Here is a 17,260-nt window from a genome sequence, read left to right as displayed (position 1 = left end):
CGGGACGAACCGGGAGGCGAGATGCCGTACTACCGCAGCGTCGGCGAGGTGCCGCGCAAGCGCCACACCCAGTTCCGCCAGCCCGACGGCAGCCTCTACGCCGAGGAGCTGATGGGCCAGGAGGGCTTCTCCTCCGACTCGTCCCTGCTCTACCACCGGCACGCGCCGACCGCGATCGTGGCGGCCGAGGAGTTCGCTCCGCCGACGTTCACCCGGGTGCCGAACCTTCCACTCAAGCCCCGGCACCTGCGCACCCACAAGCTCGACGGCGCCGGCGCCGACCCGGTGCTCGGCCGGCGGTACCTGCTCGCCAACGACGACGTGCGCATCGCGTACGTGCTGGCGGACCGGCCGTCCCCGCTGTTCCGGGACGCCACCGGCGACCACTGCCTGTACGTGGAGTCGGGCACCCTGCGGGTCGAGTCGACCTTCGGCGTGCTCGACGCGGTGCCCGGCGACTACGTCGTCATCCCCACCTCGACCATCCACCGGCTGGTGCCCACCGGCGACGCGCCGACCCGGCTGCTCGCCGTCGAGGCGGCGGGGCACATCGGCCCGCCCAAGCGCTACCTCTCGGTGCGTGGCCAGTTCCTGGAGCACTCGCCCTACTGCGAGCGCGACGTCCGGGGGCCGGACGCGCCGCTGCTGGTCGACGGCGAGGACGTGGAGGTGCTCGTCCGGCACCGGCGCGGCTGGACCCGCTACGTCTACGCCCACCACCCGTTCGACGTGGTCGGCTGGGACGGGCACATGTACCCGTGGGCGTTCTCCATCCACGACTTCGAGCCGATCACCGGCCGGATCCACCAGCCGCCGCCGGTGCACCAGACCTTCCAGGGCCCCAACTTCGTGATCTGCTCGTTCGTGCCCCGCAAGGTCGACTACCACCCGGACGCGATCCCGGTGCCGTACAACCACCACAACGTCGACTCCGACGAGATGCTCTTCTACACCGGCGGCAACTACGAGGCCCGGCGCGGCTCCGGCATCGAGCAGGGCTCGATCTCGCTGCACCCGTCCGGGTTCACCCACGGTCCGCAGCCGGGCGCGGCCGAGCGCTCCATCGGCGCCGACTTCTTCGACGAGCTGGCCGTCATGGTCGACACGTTCCGGCCGCTGGACCTCTGCGACGCCGCGACCGCCTGCGAGGACGACGGCTACGCCTGGACCTGGGCCCGCCGCCCCTAGACCGTGGTGCGGGACAGCACGGCGAGTTCGGCGGCGACCGCGGCGACGATGGCGAGGGCCAGCGGCCACGGGGTGCCGACCAGGGCGTAGAGCAGGATCAGCGCCGGGGCGGCGGCCGCCGCGTAGACGGCCAGCGCCAGCGTGCGGTCGGAGCGGAGCAGGCTCGGCAGGATGGTCCGGGACAGGCCGGGCAGCCGGGCGGCGAAGCGCCAGACCACCAGGGCCCCGCCGAGCGCCGCGAACGCCGCCGCGACCCGGGACAGCCCCGCGCTGCCCGGCGCCATGCAGGCGATCAGCACGGCGGTGATCATCGTCCAGCCCGCGCCGTAGACCACGAGCTGGCGCAGGCCCACCGAGATGGTCCGGCCGGAGTCGACCCGCCCGGGGCTCATCGCGGCGGCCTCGGCGAGGTGTTCCAGCGCCTCGCTCCAGCGCCGCTGCTCCAGCCGCAGCACCCCGATGTCGTGCCGGGCCTCGGCGAGCTGCGGGTCCAGCCGCAGCGCCTCCCGGTAGGCGCGCTCGGCCAGGTCGAACATCTGCATGTTCGCCGCCACCAGCCCGAGCACCAGGTGCGCCTGGGGATTCTCGGGCGTCAGCTCCACCCCGCGCCAGGCCGCGTTCAGCGCCGGCTGCCCGTTGCGCGAGCCGGCCAGGATCGCCGCCGCGCTGCTCTGGGCGTACGCGTCGTCGGGACCCAGCGCCAGGATCCGGTCGGCGGTGCGGGCCGCCTCGGCGTACTCCTCGAGATCGCCGAGGGTGAGCGCGCGGGCGACCAGCGCCGGAACGCTCTCCGGGGCGGCGGCGACCGCGGCGTCGGCGGCGGTGAGCGCCTCCGTCGGCCGGCCGGCCGCGAGGTGCACCCGGGACAGCATGGTCAGCGCCCCTGCGTCGGCCGGATCCAGGGCGACGGCGTAGGAGACCTCGGCGGCGGCCTCGTCGTAGCGGCCCAGCTCGGCGAGGAGCTGGGCGCGTTGGAGGTAGCCGTCGGCGGCGGAGCGGTCGGAGGTGGCGTCGCTGGACATCGCGGCGAGCCTAGGCGGCCGGAGCCTCGTACACCAGGGCCACCGCGATGCCGGTGAGCCCCTCGCCCCGCCCGGGGAAGCCGAGGCCGTCGGTGGTGGCCGCGGAGACGGTCACCGGTGCGCCGACCGCCTCGGAGAGCACCCGCTGGGCCTCCTCGCGGCGCGGGCCGATCTTGGGCCGGTTGCCGATCACCTGCACGGACACGTTGCCGATCGCGAAGCCGGCGGCCCGCACCCGGCGGGCGCTCTCGGTGAGCAGGGCGACGCCCGACGCGCCGGCCCACTCGGGCTGGCCCACGCCGAAGTTGGCGCCCAGGTCCCCGAGGCCGGCCGCCGAGAGCAGCGCGTTGCAGGCGGCGTGCGCGGCCACGTCGGCGTCCGAGTGCCCGGCCAGGCCGTCCTGGTCGGGCCAGTGCAGGCCGGCCACCCAGCACGGCCGGCCCGCCTCGAAGGCGTGCACGTCGGTGCCGATGGCCACCCGGGGAACGATCATGCGAAGAGGGTACGCGTCAGGCGCCGCCGGCGAGCAGGTGCTCGGCCAGCGCGAGGTCGAACGGGCGGGTGACCTTCAGCGCGTACTCCGAGCCGGGGACGCAGGACACCGGGACGCCCTGCTTCTCGACCAGACCGGCGTCGTCGGTGAGCGGGTCACCGGCGGCGGCGTGCGCGGCCGTCAGCACCGCCCGGCGAAAGCCCTGCGGGGTCTGCACGGCCCGCAGGGCGGAGCGGTCGACGGTGCCGAGGACGACCTCGTCGGCGCCGACCTCCTTGATCGTGTCGACGACGGGGAGCACCGGGATCACCGCGTCGTGCCCGGCGCGGACGGCCGCCGCGACGGATTCCACCAGATCGGGCGGGGTCAGCGCCCGGGCGGCGTCGTGCACGAGGACGATCTCCGGGCCGGCGGGCACCGCCGCGAGGGCGGCGGCCACCGACGCCTGCCGCTCGGCGCCGCCGGGCACCACGGTCACCGGGGCGACCGGGGCGAGCAGGTCGCGCACCGCCGCCACCTCGGCGGCCGGGGCGGCCACGACGATGGTGTGCACCGACGGCGCGGCGGCGAGCCGGCGGACCGCGTGCACCAGCAGGGGCTCCCCGCCGAGCAGGCGCAACGCCTTTGGCCGGCCGGGGCCGAGCCGTACGCCGGCACCGGCCGCAGGCACGAGGACCGCGACGTCACCGCACGGATTGAGCTGCGCGGTCACGTCGCGGTCCTCGGTGGTTTGTTCGCTACGAATCGGGTACGACGATGCTGCGGGGACTAGGCCTCGGTCAGGACCTTGTCGAGCAGCGTCTCCGCCTCGTCCTTGGTGCTCTTCTCGGCCAGCGCGACCTCGCCGACGAGAATGTCGCGGGCCTTCGCGAGCATGCGCTTCTCACCCGCGGAGAGACCCCGCTCCCGCTCCCGGCGCCACAGGTCGCGCACGACCTCGGCGACCTTCAGCGGGTTACCGGAGGCCAGCTTCTCCAGATTCGCCTTGTAACGCCGCGACCAGTTGGTCGGCTCCTCGGTGTGCGGTGCACGGAGCACGTCGAAGACCTTGCCGAGGCCCTCTTCGCCGACCACCTCGCGCACACCCACGATCTCGGCGTTCTCGGCGGGCACCCGGACCGTCAGGTCACCCTGTGCGACCCTCAGGACGAGGTATTGCTTAGGCTCGCCCTTGATCACCCGAGTCTCGATTGCCTCGATGAGTGCGGCCCCGTGGTGGGGGTAAACAACGGTCTCGCCGACACTGAAAACCATAGGTTCGAAACCCCTTTCGCTGTGTCTAGGGTAACACGCTCAGGCACCGATGTCTCACCGCTGTCCTGACCGTTGGCGCAGCTCAGGGGCCCTGTGAGAGGTATTTCTTCAGCTTGACAGGCCGCCAAACCGGTGGTTTGACCACGCTCCGTAACGCTCGGATGACGCCCCGGCACGAGTGACGCGAACGTCGAGATCAAGGGCTATGCGCTCCTCCCATGGTAGCCCGCCGGCCGGGTACGCGCCCAGGTGTAGCGGCAGCCCGCCCCGTGCGGGACGCTGGAGGTAGCGCCGCTGTCCGCTCGCCGAGACGTCCTGGGGGTCCGATGGGCAAGCCCGACGCAGACGGCCCCGGACTGCCCGACCTGCCACCGGAGTGGGGTCGGGTGGTCGTGCCGGACGACGCCTCCGCGCTGGCGGCCGAGGCCGAACAGATCCGCCGCGAGCTGGGTCACACGCCCCGTCGCCCCGTCCCGTGGCCGCCGGCCCGGTCCGCGTTCGCCCTGCCCCTGCTGGTGCTGCTGGTGGCGGTGCTGACCACCCTCGCCGGCCTCGCGGCGGTCACCTGGCCCCGGTCCGGCCGGTCCACCCCTGAGCCCACCCCCACCCCCACCCCGTACGCGCCGCCGGCCGGGTCGGCCGGTCGACCGCTGCCCGCGCTGGACCTGGTCGACGCGGGCCAGTCACCGGTGCCCCTGCGCGGACTGGTGCCGGCGATGATCATCCTGGTGGACGGCTGCCCCTGCCCGGACGACGTGGCCACCGCCGCCGCCCTGGCGCCGGCCGGCGTGACGGTGGTCACCGTCACCGGCACCCGGTCCGTACGCGCCACGCCGCCGTCCGCCGGGGTCACGGTGCGACCGCTCGCCGACCCGGCCGGCGGGCTGCGCGCGTTCCTGCACCTGCCGGCCCGCCCCGGCGCCGCCACCGCGCTGCTGGTGGACCGGTCCGGCGTCCTCGTCAAGGTGGTCCCCGAGATCCACTCGGCCGAGGACTACCGCGCCGACCTGACCCGCCTCGCCGCCTGAGCCGCACCGCCGGGCAGGAACCGCCCGGGCGACCGCGTGGAAGGCACCGCCCGGACGGGAGGGTTCCGCCACCGGTTCCTGACGTGCCGGGGCCCGTCGGCACCCCGGGCGGGCCTGGCGGCGATCAGGGCAGGGCGACCAGTTGCGCCTCGACCCGTAGTGGCTCGGCGTTGGCGCTCGACAGCGAGACCTGGAACCGCCCGCCCCTGCCGGTGACCTCCGTCGACGTGACCGAGCCGTCGCAGGCGCTGGTGATCGGGTCCGCCGCCCAGGCCCCCTCGACCACGATCAGCAGTTCGCCGGGGCCGACACAGCGGTACTGGAGCAGGTGACGCGCCCCGCCCTCGGCGGAGGCCCGCTTGACGAGACCCTCCGCCGGGCTGAGCTCGGCCCGGGCGGTCCAGACCGTGTCGGGGAAGCTGGCCAGTCTGCCGCGACGCGCGCCGCCGTCGAGCCGTTCGTCCATGAGCCGGCGGGGATCGTCAGGCCCGCCAGGCCTGACGTCGATCCCGAGCGCGTCGCCGCCGCGCGGGTCGGTCCGGAAGGTGGCGCCGCTGCCCGGGGCGGTACCGACCACAGCACCGGTCGCCGGATCGACGACCCAGACGTTGGTGATGCCCCCGGCCCCCTCCGTCACCATCACCCGGGCCCGGGCCTGCGATGGGAAGCCGGGCCGGACCCGGTCCGCCGGTGCGACGTTCGACGCGTCCGGCACGGGGTCGGTGCGGGGCGCCTCGGCCTGCCACCACCAGCCGCCGCCGACCAACGCGGCCAGCCCCGCCACGGCCAGTACGGCGCCGCGCACCCGATCGTCGGCCCCGACGGCAGTCGTGTGCTCACCCGCGCCCGGCCCGGATCCCGGCCGGCCTGCCGCATCGGCGTCCATCATCAGAGGGTAACCGCGCCGGGCGAACGGCTCACTCCTGTCGTTCGAGCAACGCGGCGTAGAGGGTCAGGCCGGGGCCGAACGCCAGCATCACCACCCGCCGCGGCGGCGACGCGGCCCGGCGCAGCCGGTCGAGGATCAGCAGCACCGTCGGCGACGAGCAGTTGCCGTGCTCGTCCAGCGTCGCCCGCGACGCCGCCAGCCCCTCCGGTGGCAGGGCCAGCTCCCGCTCGACCACGTTCAGGATGCGCGGGCCGCCCGGGTGCACCGCCCAGCCGTCCACCCCGGACAGCGCCGTGCCGTGCCGGGCCAACAGCCCCTCGACCAGGCCCCGGACGTGCGTGGAGAGCACCTGCGGCACCTTCGGCGACAGCCCCATCCGGAAACCGGTGTCGGTGACGTCCCAGGTCATGTGGTCGGCCGTCGAGGTGTCCGTGACGGAGGTGACCTCGCGCAGCGCGTACCCCCGGCCGCCGGGGACGACCACGGCGGCGACCGCGGCGTCCGAGAAGAGCGCGTGGGAGACGATCTGCTGGGTGTCGACCCGGGCGCTGGAGGGCTGGATGTGCAGGCTGGTCAGCTCCGCGCAGAGCAGCAGCGCGGGCCGGCCCCGGGCGGTGACGAAGTCACTCGCCGCGCCCAGGCCCGGCAGCGCGGCGTAGCAGCCCATGTGCCCGACGAACATGCGCTGCGTGTCCGGGGCCATGCCCAGGTCCCGGGCGAGCAGGATGTCCAGCCCCGGGGTGGCATACCCGGTGCACGAACAGACGACGAAGAGCCCGACGTCGCCGGCGGAGAGGCCGGCGGCCGTCAGCGCCCGGCCCACCGCCTCCTTGCCCAGCGGCAGCGCCTCGACCAGGTAGCGGCGCATCCGCCGCTCCGTCGGCCAGTCGGAGACGTCCTCCAGCAGCGGGTTCACGGCGGCCTGCCGGCGGGTGACCCCCGAGTGCGCGAAGATCCGCTGCGCCAGCGCCCGCGTGCTGCCGGAGAAGTGCTTCGAGAAGAAGCCCTCCCACAGGTCGTCCTGCGCGGCCGACGGCGGGTGCGCCGTCCCCAGCCCCGCGATCACCGGTACGGCCACCATGCCCACCTCTCGTCCGGCCTTGCGCACCGGGCTGTCGAACCCGCCCCTGGGCGGGCCCCCCGCACCGTGTGCCCGTGCGTCCGCCGCCTCGGCGGACCCCCCACGCTCACCAACGAGGAACCGTTCCGTCGCGGTCCGGGTCACCGCCCAGCGCGGCGACGCCGAGCCAGTCCGCGCAGACGTCCGACGTCGCCGGGTGCAGCGAGCCGCAGCGGGCGTCCCGGTAGAGCCGCTCCAGCGGATGTCCCCGCCGGGTGGCGGACGTGCCCGCCGCCTCCAGCATGGACGCCGCCACGTCGGCGGCGGTGGTGCCGGCGAGCAGCTTGGCCCGCCAGACCCAGCGGTTGGTCTCCGCGTCGCCCGGCGCCTCGTCCACCCGGCGGGCCGCCTCCGCGACCACCAGCTGGGCCGCCGCCACCGCCGCGTCGGCCCGGCCCAGGCGGGACCGGACCGCCGGCAGGCCGGCGAGGTTGCGGGCGTTCAGGTGCTCGGCCGCCGCGTCGACCGACGCCCGGGCGACCCCGACGTAGACGGCGGCGTAGCTGGCCACCAGCCAGTGCGGCATGAGCTGGGCGACCACCAGGGCCAGCCCCTCCACGCCGCCGAGCAGCCGGTCGGCCGGCACGGTCACGTCCAGGTGCAGGTCGTGCGAGGAGGTCGCGCGCATGCCGAGCGAGTCCCAGGTGGGCTCGACGGTCAGCCTGTCGCCGGCCGGCACCAGGAACTGGGAGACCACCGACTGGTCGGCGGCGCTGCGGGCGGCCACCAGGTAGCCGTCCGCGTGCCCGGCCCCGGAGCAGAACGTCTTGCTGCCCTTGAGGTGCCAACCGCCGTCGGCCGGCTCGTAGACGGTGCTGAGCTGGGAGAGCCGGGCGCCGGCGCCGCGCTCGCTCATCGCCACGGCGTACCAGGAGCCCTGGGCGGCGGCGGTGAGCAGCCGGTCCCGGGCGGCCAGCGCCTCGTCCGGGACCCCGAGCGCCTCGGCCAGTTCCTCGGTCACCGCGCCCAGCGCACCGGTGACCGAGGCGTGCATGTTGAAGACCAGGGCCGTCGCGCCGTTGCCCCGGGCCAGCTCGGTGGCGACCGCGGCGTACTCGGCGAAGGTGGCGCCCATCCCGCCGAGGGCGGTGGGGACCATCAGGCCGAAGAGCCCGGCCTCGCGCAGGTCACGGAAGTCCTCGACCGGGAACGAGCCGTCCCGGTCGTGCTCCGCCGCCCGGGCGGCCAGCCTCGGTGCCAGGCGGCGAGCCGCCGCCAACGCGTGCTGCGTCATACAGCCCCCTTCTCGGCCCTCTCCCTACCCAGGGACGGGCACCGCTATCCGCTCCGCGTACCACGCCCCTGGTAGAGCACGGCGGTGGACCAGGTCGGCACGATCCGCGGCGTGGGGCCGGCAGCCGTCGCGTGCGGACGGTCGCCCGGGACCGCGTACGGGCGGCCGGCGTCGCGCATCCGGCGGACCAGCCAGCCGAGCAGGCCGGGCAGCCCCGGCCGGATGCCCCGCAGGCGCAGGTCGACCCCGTGCCGGGCGCACTCCGCCACCAGCTCCCGGGCGTCCACGAACAACCGTGGATCGTGGATCCCCTTCGGCACCGTGGGCAGCCGCTCGGCGATCCGCACGGCCAGCAGCCGGCTCAGCGCCGTGTCGTTCAACGTGTCCAGGACCAGCAGGCCGCCGGGCCGCAGCAGCCGGCACGCCTCGGCGACCGCGCGCCGCCAGTCCGGCACGTGCTCCAGCAACTCGCCCGCGGCGACCACGTCGGCGCAGCCGTCGGCCAGCGGTACGGCGGTGACGTCGCCGTTGACGGCGGTCACCCCGTGCGCGGCGGCCTGCTCCAGGGCCGACCGGGTGAGGTCGACGCCCACGTGCCGGTAGCCCTTGCCGGCCAGGTGCGGGGCGAGCAGCCCGGCGCCGCAGCCGAGGTCGACGAGGAGGGCACCGGGGCGAGCGGCCGTCGGCACCAGGGCCGCGCGGGCCTCGGCCAGCCAGTGCAGCATCGCGAACGCGCCGTCCGGCCGCCACCACTCGCCGGCCAGGTCGTCGTACTGGCGCGGATCGTTGCGTGGCAGGGTGCGGCCTGCGTCTGGCATGGACCGAGCGTGGCACGACTGCCCGGTAACGACCAGACTTTCCTCATGTCGCCAACGGTGCTAGGGCTGGTCAGGGCGAGTCACCCGGAGCCGGCCGCCGCGGTCACCACGGTGGCCGGGCTGCTGGCGTGGGGCGTCGGGCACCGGCCGGGTGGGATTCTCGCCGTGGTGCTCACCGTGGCGGCCAGCCAGCTCGCCGTCGGCTGGGCCAACGACGCGCTCGACGCCGACCGGGACGCCACGGTGGGGCGTACCGACAAGCCGGTCGCCGCCGGCGCGGTCGGTCGGCGCGCGACGGCCGTGGCCGCGGCGGTGGCCGCGCTCGCCACCCCGGCGCTGGCGCTGGCCACCGGCCCGACCGCCGCGCTCTGCGCCACCCTCGGGCTGGTCTCCGCGCTGCTCTACGACTGGCCGCTGAAGTCGACCCCGGTCTCGGTGCTGCCCTACGCGGTCTCCTTCGGTTCGCTGCCCGCCTTCGTGGTGCTGGCGCTGCCCGGGGCGGTGCTGCCGCCGGTCTGGCTGGTCGCCGCGGCGGCCTGCCTGGGCGCGGGGGCGCACTTCGCCAACGTCCTGCCCGACCTGGCCGACGACGCCCGGACGGGGGTGCGCGGGCTGCCGCACCGGCTCGGTCCGGCCGGCAGCCGGGCCGCCGCCGCGCTGCTGCTGCTCGCGGCGACCGCCACGCTGGTCCTCGGGCCGCCCGGGCCGCCGTCGGGGGTCGGCCTCGCCGCGGTCGCGGTCGCCGTCGTGGTGCCGCCGCTGAGCTGGTACGCGGGACGCGCCGCCACCCGGGCCGGAGGCCGGCAGGTGGCCGCCTTCCGGGCCGTGATGCTGGTCGCCCTCATCGACGTCGTCCTGCTGGTCACGAGCGGCCGGCTGGTGTGAGGCGCGCCCCCTCAGGTGCCATCTCCGGGTCGGCGTGCGGGGGTCGATCAGGCCCAACTACCCTGGAGCGCGGTCTGCGCGGGCATGGCCACCACGCCCGGCGTGAGCACCGGGTGGGATCGTGACGAGGAGGACCGACGTGACGCGCTCGATCAGGGGTTCCCGGCGGGCGGCCCTGCTGCTGTCCGGGATGGCCGCGGCGACCGGGCTGCTGCTGTCCGGCTGCGGCGCCGGCCAGGTCTCCGAGACCGCCAACAAGGAGCCGTCGGTCCAGGGCGTCAACCTGTCGGCCCGCAACGGCGAGTACGCGGTCCGCGGCCTGCTGCTCGACTTCCCCGGCACCGAGGGCTACAAGACGGGCGCCGACGCCGTCCTCAACGCCGTGATCTACAACGACTCCCGAAACCCGGTCACCGTGACCGTGACCACCGACAGCGCCCGCGAGGTCGTGATCACCGGCGCCGGCGCCACCGCCAGCCCGTCGGCGTCCCCGAGCGAGTCGCCGTCGCCGAGCGCCCCGGAGAGCCCGGCGGCCCCCGAGAGCCCCGGCGCCTCCGAGAGCCCTTCGGGGTCGGCCAGCCCGAGCGCCCCGGAGAGCCCGGCGGCTCCGCAGAGCCCGGCCGCGCCGGCCGGCGAGCCGGCCCGGATCGAGATCCCGCCGCTGAGCTACGTGCAGCTCAACACCGGGTCCGACCGGGTCCTCCGGCTCATCGGCCTCAACGAGTCGCTGCGCTCCGGCCAGAATGTCTTCGTGACCTTCGACTTCGGCAACGGCGTCACGGTCACCGGCCCCGCGCCCGTCGCCGTGCCGCTCACCCCGGCCGCGCCCCCGTCGCCGATCATCGAGCGTGAGGGCGGCTACGAGGGCCAGGAGGACGGCGGCCACTGACCCCGCCCCTCAGACGACCGACGACACCGTCGGCGTGGTGACCGCCACGCCGGCGGTGTCTTCGTCGTACCGGGGGACTAACGTCCCAATGTGACCACCTCCCGATCGACCTCCCCCCGCGCCGGCGGGGCCGGCGGGCGCGGCCGTGCCGGCGCCCGGGAGCCCCGGCCGGCCTACGAGTGCGACGCCTGCGGGCACCAGCCGCCGAAGTGGGTCGGGCGCTGCCCGGAGTGCGGCGAGTGGGGCTCGGTGGTCGAGTGCACGGTCACCGGCCCGACGGTCTCCGGAAAGGTGGTCAGCTCCCGGATGCCGGCCGAGCCGGCCCGGCCGATCGCCACCATCAGCGCCGCGCCGGCACGGGCCCGCCCCACGGGGGTGAGCGAGCTCGACCGGGTCCTCGGCGGCGGCCTGGTCCCCGGCGCGGTGGTGCTGCTCGCCGGCGAGCCGGGGGTCGGCAAGTCCACCCTGCTGCTCGACGTGGCCCAGCAGTGGGCCACCGGCGCCGGCAGCCCCTCCCTGGTGGTCAGCGGCGAGGAGTCGGTCAGCCAGGTCCGGCTGCGCGCGGAGCGGATGGGCGCCCTGCACGACCAGCTCTACCTCGCGGCCGAGAGCGACCTCGCCGCGGTGCTCGGCCACCTCGACGCCGTCAAGCCGGGCCTGCTGGTGCTCGACTCGGTGCAGACCATCTCCACCAACAACGCCGAGGGGGTGTCGGGCGGGGTGACCCAGGTGCGGGCGGTCACCGCCGCCCTGGTCTCGGTGGCCAAGGAGCGCGGCATCGCCACCGTGCTGGTCGGCCACGTCACCAAGGACGGCCAGGTGGCCGGTCCCCGGGTGCTGGAGCACCTGGTCGACGTGGTGCTGCACTTCGAGGGCGACAAGCACTCGTCGCTGCGCATGGTGCGCGGCGTGAAGAACCGGTTCGGCGCCGCCGACGAGGTCGGTTGCTTCGAGATGCACGAGGGCGGCATCAGCAGCCTGGCCGACCCGTCGGGGCTCTTCCTGACCCGCTATTCGGAGCCGGTGCCCGGCACCTGCGTCACGGTGGCGATGGAGGGGCGCCGGGCCCTGGTCACCGAGGTGCAGGCGCTGATCGGCGCGACCGTGGCCGGCTCGCCCCGGCGGACGGTCTCGGGGCTCGACTCGGCCCGCCTGGCGATGGTGCTGGCCGTGCTCCAGCGCCGCACCGAACGCCTGACCCTGCACGACCGGGAGGTCTTCGCGGCCACCGTCGGCGGCATCCGGGTGGTGGAGCCGGCGGCCGACCTCGCCGTGGCCCTCGCCGTCGCCTCGGGCGGGCTCAACCTGGCCATCGCGCCGCACCTGGTGGCCATCGGCGAGGTCGGCCTGACCGGCGAGGTGCGCCGCGTCGGCGCGGTGCCGCGCCGGCTGGCCGAGGCGGCCCGGCTCGGGTTCCGGCTCGCGCTGGTGCCGACCGGCTGCGGCCCCGAGAGCACCGGCGTCACGCCCGAGCACATGCGGGTGATCGAGGTGACCGACGTGCGTTCGGCGCTCCAGGCCGTCGCCCGGGCGTCCGCCGAGTGAGCGCCGGCGGAGGTCGGCGGAACGTCCGACCCGAAACCGGACAGCCCGGACTCCGACCCACGGTCCGGGCGAGGCGGGGCATCGCGACACATCACAGTAACCACGACAGCACCCACCGCAGGGCAGTCCGTAGACTGTGCCCGTGCCGATCGACCGCGACACCACCAAGCCCGCCGGCGCGACACCCCACGCCCGCACCGGCGCCGTGGGCTCGCCCGCCCGCCCGATCAGCGTGAGCGTGACCGGCGGCGCCGGGGGCGCCGGCGACCCGCTGCGGGCGAACCTGGCCCTGATGGCCCCGGGCACCGCGCTGCGCGACGGCCTCGAGCGCATCCTGCGCGGCCGGACGGGCGCATTGATCGTCCTCGGCTACGACAAGGTGGTCGAGGGTCTCTGCACCGGCGGGTTCCCGCTCGACGTCGAGTTCTCCGCCACCCGGGTGCGGGAGCTGTGCAAGATGGACGGCGCGGTCGTGCTCTCCAGCGACGGCACCCGCATCGTGCGGGCCGCCGTGCACCTGATGCCCGACCCCACCATCCCGACCGAGGAGTCCGGCACCCGACACCGCACGGCGGAGCGGGTCGCCCGCCAGACGGGCTACCCGGTGATCTCGGTCAGCCAGTCGATGCGGATCATCAGCCTCTACGTCAACGGCCAGCGGCACGTGCTGGACGACTCGGCGGCGATCCTGTCCCGCGCCAACCAGGCGCTCGCCACGCTCGAGCGCTACAAGTTGCGGCTCGACGAGGTCTCCGGCACCCTCTCCGCGCTGGAGATCGAGGACCTGGTCACCGTACGGGACGCGGTCGCGGTGGTGCAGCGGCTGGAGATGGTCCGCCGGATCGCCGACGAGATCGCCGGCTACGTGGTGGAACTGGGCACCGACGGTCGCCTGCTGGCCCTCCAGCTCGACGAGCTGATGGCCGGCGTCGACGCCGACCGCACCCTGGTGATCCGGGACTACCTGCCGGCCGGCCGGAAGTCCCGCACCCTCGACGAGGCCCTGGTGGAGCTGGACCTGCTCGGCGCGACCGAGCTGATCGACCTGGTCGCGGTCGCCAAGGCGATCGGCTACCCGGCCGCGTCCGACGCGCTCGACGCGGCCGTCAGCCCGCGCGGGTTCCGGCTGCTGGCCAAGGTGCCCCGGCTGCCGGTGGCCGTGGTCGACCGCCTCGTCGTGCACTTCGGCAGCCTCCAGCGGCTGCTGGGCGCCACGGTCGAGGATCTCCAGGCCGTCGAGGGGGTCGGCGACGCCCGCGCCCGGGGCGTCCGCGAGGGGCTGTCCCGCCTCGCCGAGGCGTCGATCCTCGAACGCTACGTCTGACCCGGACCGGTACGCCGGCCGCCGACCCGGTCCCCCACGCCCCACAGCACCGGCTCCAGGGCCGCGCCGCTACCGCCGGCCTGGTCCCGCCAGAGCCACGGCTCCCGGCCGCGCCGGCCTGGGTCCGCCAGGGTGATGGTTCCAGGGCCGCGCCCGCCGTCGTCGTCCGGCGGGCGCGCGCTCCGGCCTGGCCGGTCGACCGCGCGGCGGCCCGGCCCACTGTTGCTCAGCCGGTGACGGTGAGCTTGACCGGCTCGCTGAGCTTGGTGCCGACCCGGGCGTAGACCTGGTAGGTCCCGACCGGCGGGTTGGGGCCCGCCGCCACCCCGTTGGCGCACTTGGTGGTGTCGCGGCCGTTCCAGCCCACCTGGTAGGAGCGTTCGAAGCCCGGGGTGAAGGACTGCACGTCGGCGCCCTGGGCGGTGCCGCACGTGTCGGACGACCAGATCTTCTCGGCCCCCGACTTGATGAACAGCTCCTGCACGGAGGCGCCGACGTCGCGGCTGCACGTCCGCTCGGACCGATTCTTGATCTTGAGTTGCAGGTCCACGACGGCCCCGCGCACCACAGAGGCGGGCTGGGCCACCGGGGTCACCGTGATCTCGGCGTCCGTGCAGGTGCCGTCTCCGGCGGCCGGCACCACGGGCGCCACCGGCGGCGAATCGGTGGTGACCGAGCCACCCGGCGGGTCACCGGCGGAACCACCCGACGGTTCGCCGGCGTCAGGGCCACCGGCCGCGCCCGGCGAGGGCCCCCCGGTCTGCGGGGCGAGCACCGAGCCGGTGGGCTCCGGCGAGGCACCGGACGACGTCGCGCCCGCAGTGGGCTGCGCGTCACCGCCCTTGTTCGCGTTCCGGTCCGACCCGGTGCACGAATAGAGCAGGACAATCAGGAAGAGAAGCCCCGCTCCGAGTACGACGGCGCGACGCCGCCAGTAAACGGCGGGTGGCAGGGGGCCGACCGTCAGACGCATGATTCCCCCACCGTAGCGGCGCGGGGCACGCCAGCCCCGCACGACGCGCCGAGTCGTCCGTGGCTCACCGCACCGACCCTCCACATGCGACGTCTCCGCCTGCCGACCGTGGCCCGCCGACGACGCTGGGTCGCCGCGCCGCCGCCACTCAGAGGTACACCTTGCGCTGGTAGATGGCATGGGCGCCCGCGACCCTGTCCAGGAAGAGCAGGCCGGCGCAGTGGTCGATCTCGTGCTGGAGCGCCCGCGCCTCGAACCCGTCCGTCACGAGCCGTACGGGCCGGCCGGTGCCGGGCAGGACGCCCTCCACCACCAGCCGGCTCGCCCGCTTGACGTCCCCGGTCAGGTCGGGCACCGACATGCACCCCTCGCGTGCCACCTTCCACCGGCTCGCCTCGACGACCCGGGCGTTGCACAGCACGAAGGTGCCGTGCACGGTGAGCGCCTTCGGGTGGCCGGTCACGTCCACCGCGAAGACCTGCGCGCCCACCCCGACCTGCGGGGCGGCCAGCCCCACGCAGCCCGGCGACACCCGCATGGTGGCGATCAGGTCGGCGGCCAGCCGTACCGTCTCCGCCGCCGTCGGATCCACCTCGCCGCCGGCCCGGCTGAGCACCTGCTCCGGCGCGGACACCACCGGTCGCACCTCCCCCGGCACGGCCAGGGACTCCGGGGTCCAGTCGCCGAGGCCGACGTACGCCTCGGTCTCCGGTCCGCCGGTCACAGCAGGTCCGGATCGGCCGGCCGGAGGCTCACCCCGACGCCCAACTCCTCGGCCGTCGCCGCCAGCCGCCCGGCCAGCCCGTCGGCCGTTCCGGGCGGCAGCTCCACCTCGGCGACCACCACGTAGAGCGAGCCGGTCAGGCGGGTGCTCAGGTCGGTGACGTTGCCGCCGGCGTCGGCGAGCACCCGGGTCATGGCCGCCACGATGCCCATCCGGTCCGCGCCGTGCACCGCCATCACGTACGGCTCGCCGGCAGGGGCCGTCTCGCCGTCGGGGGTGACCGCGCGTACGGTGGCCAGCAGCTGGCCGTCGGCGGAGAGCGGCGCCAGCGCGGCCTCGACGTCGGCGGCGGCCGGGCCCACGCAGATCAGGGTCATCGCGAAGTGCCCCCGCAGCCGGGTCATGGTGCTGTCGGTGAGGTTCGCGCCGAGCCGGGCGAGCAGCTCGGCGACGTCGGCCACGATGCCCGGCCGGTCCCGGCCGATGACGGTGATCGCGAGCTCGTTCATCCGGGCATTCTGCCCGATCCGCGCGCCGCCGCCGCAGCGCCCCGCCCGGACCGCCCAGCCAGCGGGACGGTGGTGGCACCCGTCGCCCGCGCCGCCCCCGCGGCGGGCCGCGTGGCATCATCGGCGACGCCATGTCTGAGCCCACTTTCGCCACCCTGGTCAGCCGGTGGTACGAGCAGAACGCCCGCGACCTGCCCTGGCGCGGACCCGACGTGAGCCCGTGGGCCATCCTGGTCAGCGAGGTCATGCTCCAGCAGACGCCGGTCGTACGCGTGCTCCCCGCCTGGGAGGCCTGGCTGGCGCGTTGGCCCGAGCCGGCCGCGCTGGCGGCGGACAGCCCCGCCGAGGCGATCCGGATGTGGGGGCGGCTCGGCTATCCCCGTCGGGCGGTGCGGCTGTGGGAGTGCGCCGTGGCGATCGTCGAGCGCCACGGGGGCCGGGTCCCGGACCGGCTGGACCAGTTGCTGGCCCTGCCGGGCGTCGGCACGTACACGGCCCGGGCGGTGGCCGCGTTCGCGTACGGTCAGCGGCACCCGGTGGTCGACACCAACGTGCGGCGGGTGGTCTGCCGGGCGATCGCCGGCGAACCGGACGCCGGCCCGGCGACCCGCCCGGCCGACCTGGTCGCCACCGAGGAACTGCTCCCCGCCGAACCGGCCGCCGCCGCCCTGGCCAGCGCGGCCTTCATGGAACTGGGCGCGGTGGTCTGCGTCGCCCGCTCGCCCCGCTGCGGCGTCTGCCCCGTCGAATCGGTCTGCGCCTGGCGCGCGTCCGGCCGCGAGGCCCCCGCGGGTCCGACCCGCCGCCCCCAGCGGTACGCCGGCACCGACCGCCAGGTGCGCGGGCTGCTGCTCGGCGTACTACGGGAGGCGCCCGGGCCGGTGCCGCACCAGCGGCTCGACCAGGTGTGGGCCGACGACGTCCAGCGGTCCCGGGCCCTCGCCGGACTGGTGCGGGACGGTCTCGTGGAACCAGTCGGCGAATCCTCGTTCCGCCTCGTCGGCGACGGGCCACCGGTCCCGGTGGTCTGACCGGATTGGGCCAGCCCCGGGCATGACGAAAGGGCCGGCCCCCTGTGCGGGGTCCGGCCCTTTGCCGTCTTCGTGTGGGTGTTGTCGTCGGTCAGGCGGTGTAGCCGCGGGTGGCGATCCAGTCGGCCAGGTTGTCCACGCTCATCCGGTAGGAGGCCTGGTCCGGGTTGGCCGAGTCGGCGATCGTCACGGTGTTGCCGTTGTCGCGGTAGCCGACGACGCTGATGTAGTGCCCGCCCTCGAAGGAGTGGGTGACTCCGTCGGTGTCGGTGGCGGTGCCGGCGATGTTGGCGACCACGGCGTGGCCTTCGTCGATGGCGGTGACGATGTCGGC

19 protein-coding genes are annotated in these 17,260 nt (G+C 75.3%); 7 read left to right on the top strand and 12 right to left on the bottom strand.

Going from position 1 to position 17,260, the window contains the following annotated elements; all coding sequences use genetic code 11:
* Nucleotides 1-21 precede the first annotated feature (21 nt).
* A complete protein-coding gene (locus ACLQ22_RS03805; RefSeq protein ID WP_425691087.1) occupies nucleotides 22-1,188 on the top strand; it encodes a homogentisate 1,2-dioxygenase in 1,167 nt (388 codons plus the stop codon).
* Here ACLQ22_RS03805 and ACLQ22_RS03800 read toward each other — a convergent pair.
* Genes ACLQ22_RS03800 through ACLQ22_RS03785 form a run of 4 tightly spaced genes read right to left on the bottom strand, consistent with a single transcriptional unit; the run spans nucleotide 1,185 to nucleotide 3,957 of the window.
* Complete coding sequence (locus ACLQ22_RS03800; protein ID WP_425691086.1) at nucleotides 1,185-2,210, bottom strand: tetratricopeptide repeat protein; 1,026 nt, start codon at nucleotides 2,208-2,210, stop codon at nucleotides 1,185-1,187. The genes ACLQ22_RS03805 and ACLQ22_RS03800 overlap by 4 nt on opposite strands.
* Before the next feature lie 10 nt (nucleotides 2,211-2,220).
* On the bottom strand, nucleotides 2,221-2,703 hold the full coding sequence (gene ispF, locus ACLQ22_RS03795) for a 2-C-methyl-D-erythritol 2,4-cyclodiphosphate synthase (protein WP_091101607.1): 483 nt from the start codon (nucleotides 2,701-2,703) through the stop codon (nucleotides 2,221-2,223).
* Between the two features lie 16 nt (nucleotides 2,704-2,719).
* Complete coding sequence (ispD, locus tag ACLQ22_RS03790; RefSeq protein ID WP_366640176.1) at nucleotides 2,720-3,415, bottom strand: 2-C-methyl-D-erythritol 4-phosphate cytidylyltransferase; 696 nt, start codon at nucleotides 3,413-3,415, stop codon at nucleotides 2,720-2,722.
* Nucleotides 3,416-3,471: 56 nt separating this feature from the next.
* The gene (locus tag ACLQ22_RS03785) at nucleotides 3,472-3,957 is read right to left on the bottom strand and encodes a CarD family transcriptional regulator (RefSeq protein WP_007073334.1); all 486 of its coding nucleotides are present in this window, start codon (nucleotides 3,955-3,957) and stop codon (nucleotides 3,472-3,474) included.
* Between the two features lie 326 nt (nucleotides 3,958-4,283).
* On the opposite strand from ACLQ22_RS03785, the gene ACLQ22_RS03780 reads away from it, so the two are divergent.
* Nucleotides 4,284-4,985 carry a hypothetical protein gene (locus ACLQ22_RS03780; RefSeq protein ID WP_425691085.1) on the top strand — a complete coding sequence of 234 codons (702 nt, stop codon included), beginning with the start codon at nucleotides 4,284-4,286 and terminating at the stop codon, nucleotides 4,983-4,985.
* Nucleotides 4,986-5,109: 124 nt separating this feature from the next.
* Here the strand turns inward: ACLQ22_RS03780 and ACLQ22_RS03775 are convergent, their stop codons facing one another.
* From ACLQ22_RS03775 to ACLQ22_RS03760, 4 genes are all read right to left on the bottom strand, one after another.
* Nucleotides 5,110-5,871, bottom strand: a complete 762-nt coding sequence (locus tag ACLQ22_RS03775; RefSeq protein WP_425691084.1) for a hypothetical protein — start codon at nucleotides 5,869-5,871, stop codon at nucleotides 5,110-5,112.
* Between the two features lie 31 nt (nucleotides 5,872-5,902).
* On the bottom strand, nucleotides 5,903-6,961 hold the full coding sequence (locus ACLQ22_RS03770; RefSeq protein ID WP_425691466.1) for a type III polyketide synthase: 1,059 nt from the start codon (nucleotides 6,959-6,961) through the stop codon (nucleotides 5,903-5,905).
* A 100-nt stretch (nucleotides 6,962-7,061) separates the two neighbouring features.
* On the bottom strand, nucleotides 7,062-8,228 hold the full coding sequence (locus ACLQ22_RS03765) for an acyl-CoA dehydrogenase family protein (RefSeq protein WP_425691083.1): 1,167 nt from the start codon (nucleotides 8,226-8,228) through the stop codon (nucleotides 7,062-7,064).
* 44 nt (nucleotides 8,229-8,272) lie between these two features.
* Nucleotides 8,273-9,046, bottom strand: a complete 774-nt coding sequence (locus ACLQ22_RS03760) for a methyltransferase domain-containing protein (RefSeq protein WP_425691082.1) — start codon at nucleotides 9,044-9,046, stop codon at nucleotides 8,273-8,275.
* 45 nt (nucleotides 9,047-9,091) lie between these two features.
* Here ACLQ22_RS03760 and ACLQ22_RS03755 point away from each other — a divergent pair, with 45 nt between their 5' ends.
* The 4 genes from ACLQ22_RS03755 (at nucleotide 9,092) to disA (ending at nucleotide 13,689) form a co-directional block, all read left to right on the top strand.
* A complete protein-coding gene (locus ACLQ22_RS03755) occupies nucleotides 9,092-9,931 on the top strand; it encodes a UbiA family prenyltransferase (RefSeq protein WP_425691081.1) in 840 nt (279 codons plus the stop codon).
* A 139-nt stretch (nucleotides 9,932-10,070) separates the two neighbouring features.
* Nucleotides 10,071-10,820, top strand: coding sequence for a hypothetical protein (locus ACLQ22_RS03750; protein ID WP_425691080.1), 750 nt, complete (start codon nucleotides 10,071-10,073; stop codon nucleotides 10,818-10,820).
* A 90-nt stretch (nucleotides 10,821-10,910) separates the two neighbouring features.
* Entirely contained in the window at nucleotides 10,911-12,365 is a 1,455-nt protein-coding gene (gene radA / locus ACLQ22_RS03745; RefSeq protein ID WP_425691079.1) for a DNA repair protein RadA, read from the top strand.
* Nucleotides 12,366-12,507: 142 nt separating this feature from the next.
* Nucleotides 12,508-13,689, top strand: a complete 1,182-nt coding sequence (disA, locus tag ACLQ22_RS03740; protein ID WP_121401744.1) for a DNA integrity scanning diadenylate cyclase DisA — start codon at nucleotides 12,508-12,510, stop codon at nucleotides 13,687-13,689.
* A gap of 226 nt (nucleotides 13,690-13,915) precedes the next feature.
* Here the strand turns inward: disA and ACLQ22_RS03735 are convergent, their stop codons facing one another.
* From ACLQ22_RS03735 to ACLQ22_RS03725, 3 genes are all read right to left on the bottom strand, one after another.
* On the bottom strand, nucleotides 13,916-14,662 hold the full coding sequence (locus ACLQ22_RS03735) for a hypothetical protein (protein ID WP_425691078.1): 747 nt from the start codon (nucleotides 14,660-14,662) through the stop codon (nucleotides 13,916-13,918).
* Nucleotides 14,663-14,810: 148 nt separating this feature from the next.
* A complete protein-coding gene (locus ACLQ22_RS03730) occupies nucleotides 14,811-15,386 on the bottom strand; it encodes a peptide deformylase (RefSeq protein WP_366640188.1) in 576 nt (191 codons plus the stop codon).
* Nucleotides 15,383-15,895, bottom strand: coding sequence for a glycine cleavage system protein R (locus ACLQ22_RS03725; RefSeq protein ID WP_121401563.1), 513 nt, complete (start codon nucleotides 15,893-15,895; stop codon nucleotides 15,383-15,385). Before ACLQ22_RS03725 ends, ACLQ22_RS03730 begins: the two co-directional genes overlap by 4 nt.
* A gap of 131 nt (nucleotides 15,896-16,026) precedes the next feature.
* Here ACLQ22_RS03725 and ACLQ22_RS03720 point away from each other — a divergent pair, with 131 nt between their 5' ends.
* Entirely contained in the window at nucleotides 16,027-16,926 is a 900-nt protein-coding gene (locus ACLQ22_RS03720) for an A/G-specific adenine glycosylase (RefSeq protein WP_425691077.1), read from the top strand.
* 91 nt (nucleotides 16,927-17,017) lie between these two features.
* Here the strand turns inward: ACLQ22_RS03720 and ACLQ22_RS03715 are convergent.
* On the bottom strand, nucleotides 17,018-17,260 hold a 243-nt coding region (locus ACLQ22_RS03715; protein WP_425691076.1), incomplete at its 5' end, for a C39 family peptidase.

Origin of the sequence: Micromonospora sp. DT178 (assembly GCF_049841695.1) — a bacterium.
Lineage (GTDB): Bacteria > Actinomycetota > Actinomycetes > Mycobacteriales > Micromonosporaceae > Micromonospora.
This window is presented reverse-complemented; position numbering and strand designations above follow the sequence as displayed.

Excerpts from the sequence above, each read along its gene's own strand:
- ACLQ22_RS03775 (WP_425691084.1), bottom strand. The coding sequence starts at position 5,871 with ATGGACGCCGATGCGGCAGGCCGGCCGGGATCCGGGCCGGGCGCGGGT.
- ACLQ22_RS03725 (WP_121401563.1), bottom strand. The coding sequence starts at position 15,895 with ATGAACGAGCTCGCGATCACCGTCATCGGCCGGGACCGGCCGGGCATC.
- ACLQ22_RS03785 (WP_007073334.1), bottom strand. The coding sequence starts at position 3,957 with ATGGTTTTCAGTGTCGGCGAGACCGTTGTTTACCCCCACCACGGGGCC.
- ACLQ22_RS03755 (WP_425691081.1), top strand. The coding sequence starts at position 9,092 with ATGTCGCCAACGGTGCTAGGGCTGGTCAGGGCGAGTCACCCGGAGCCG.
- ACLQ22_RS03800 (WP_425691086.1), bottom strand. The coding sequence starts at position 2,210 with ATGTCCAGCGACGCCACCTCCGACCGCTCCGCCGCCGACGGCTACCTC.
- ACLQ22_RS03780 (WP_425691085.1), top strand. The coding sequence starts at position 4,284 with ATGGGCAAGCCCGACGCAGACGGCCCCGGACTGCCCGACCTGCCACCG.
- ACLQ22_RS03805 (WP_425691087.1), top strand. The coding sequence starts at position 22 with ATGCCGTACTACCGCAGCGTCGGCGAGGTGCCGCGCAAGCGCCACACC.
- ispF (WP_091101607.1), bottom strand. The coding sequence starts at position 2,703 with ATGATCGTTCCCCGGGTGGCCATCGGCACCGACGTGCACGCCTTCGAG.
- ACLQ22_RS03720 (WP_425691077.1), top strand. The coding sequence starts at position 16,027 with ATGTCTGAGCCCACTTTCGCCACCCTGGTCAGCCGGTGGTACGAGCAG.
- ACLQ22_RS03765 (WP_425691083.1), bottom strand. The coding sequence starts at position 8,228 with ATGACGCAGCACGCGTTGGCGGCGGCTCGCCGCCTGGCACCGAGGCTG.
- ACLQ22_RS03760 (WP_425691082.1), bottom strand. The coding sequence starts at position 9,046 with ATGCCAGACGCAGGCCGCACCCTGCCACGCAACGATCCGCGCCAGTAC.
- ACLQ22_RS03735 (WP_425691078.1), bottom strand. The coding sequence starts at position 14,662 with ATGCGTCTGACGGTCGGCCCCCTGCCACCCGCCGTTTACTGGCGGCGT.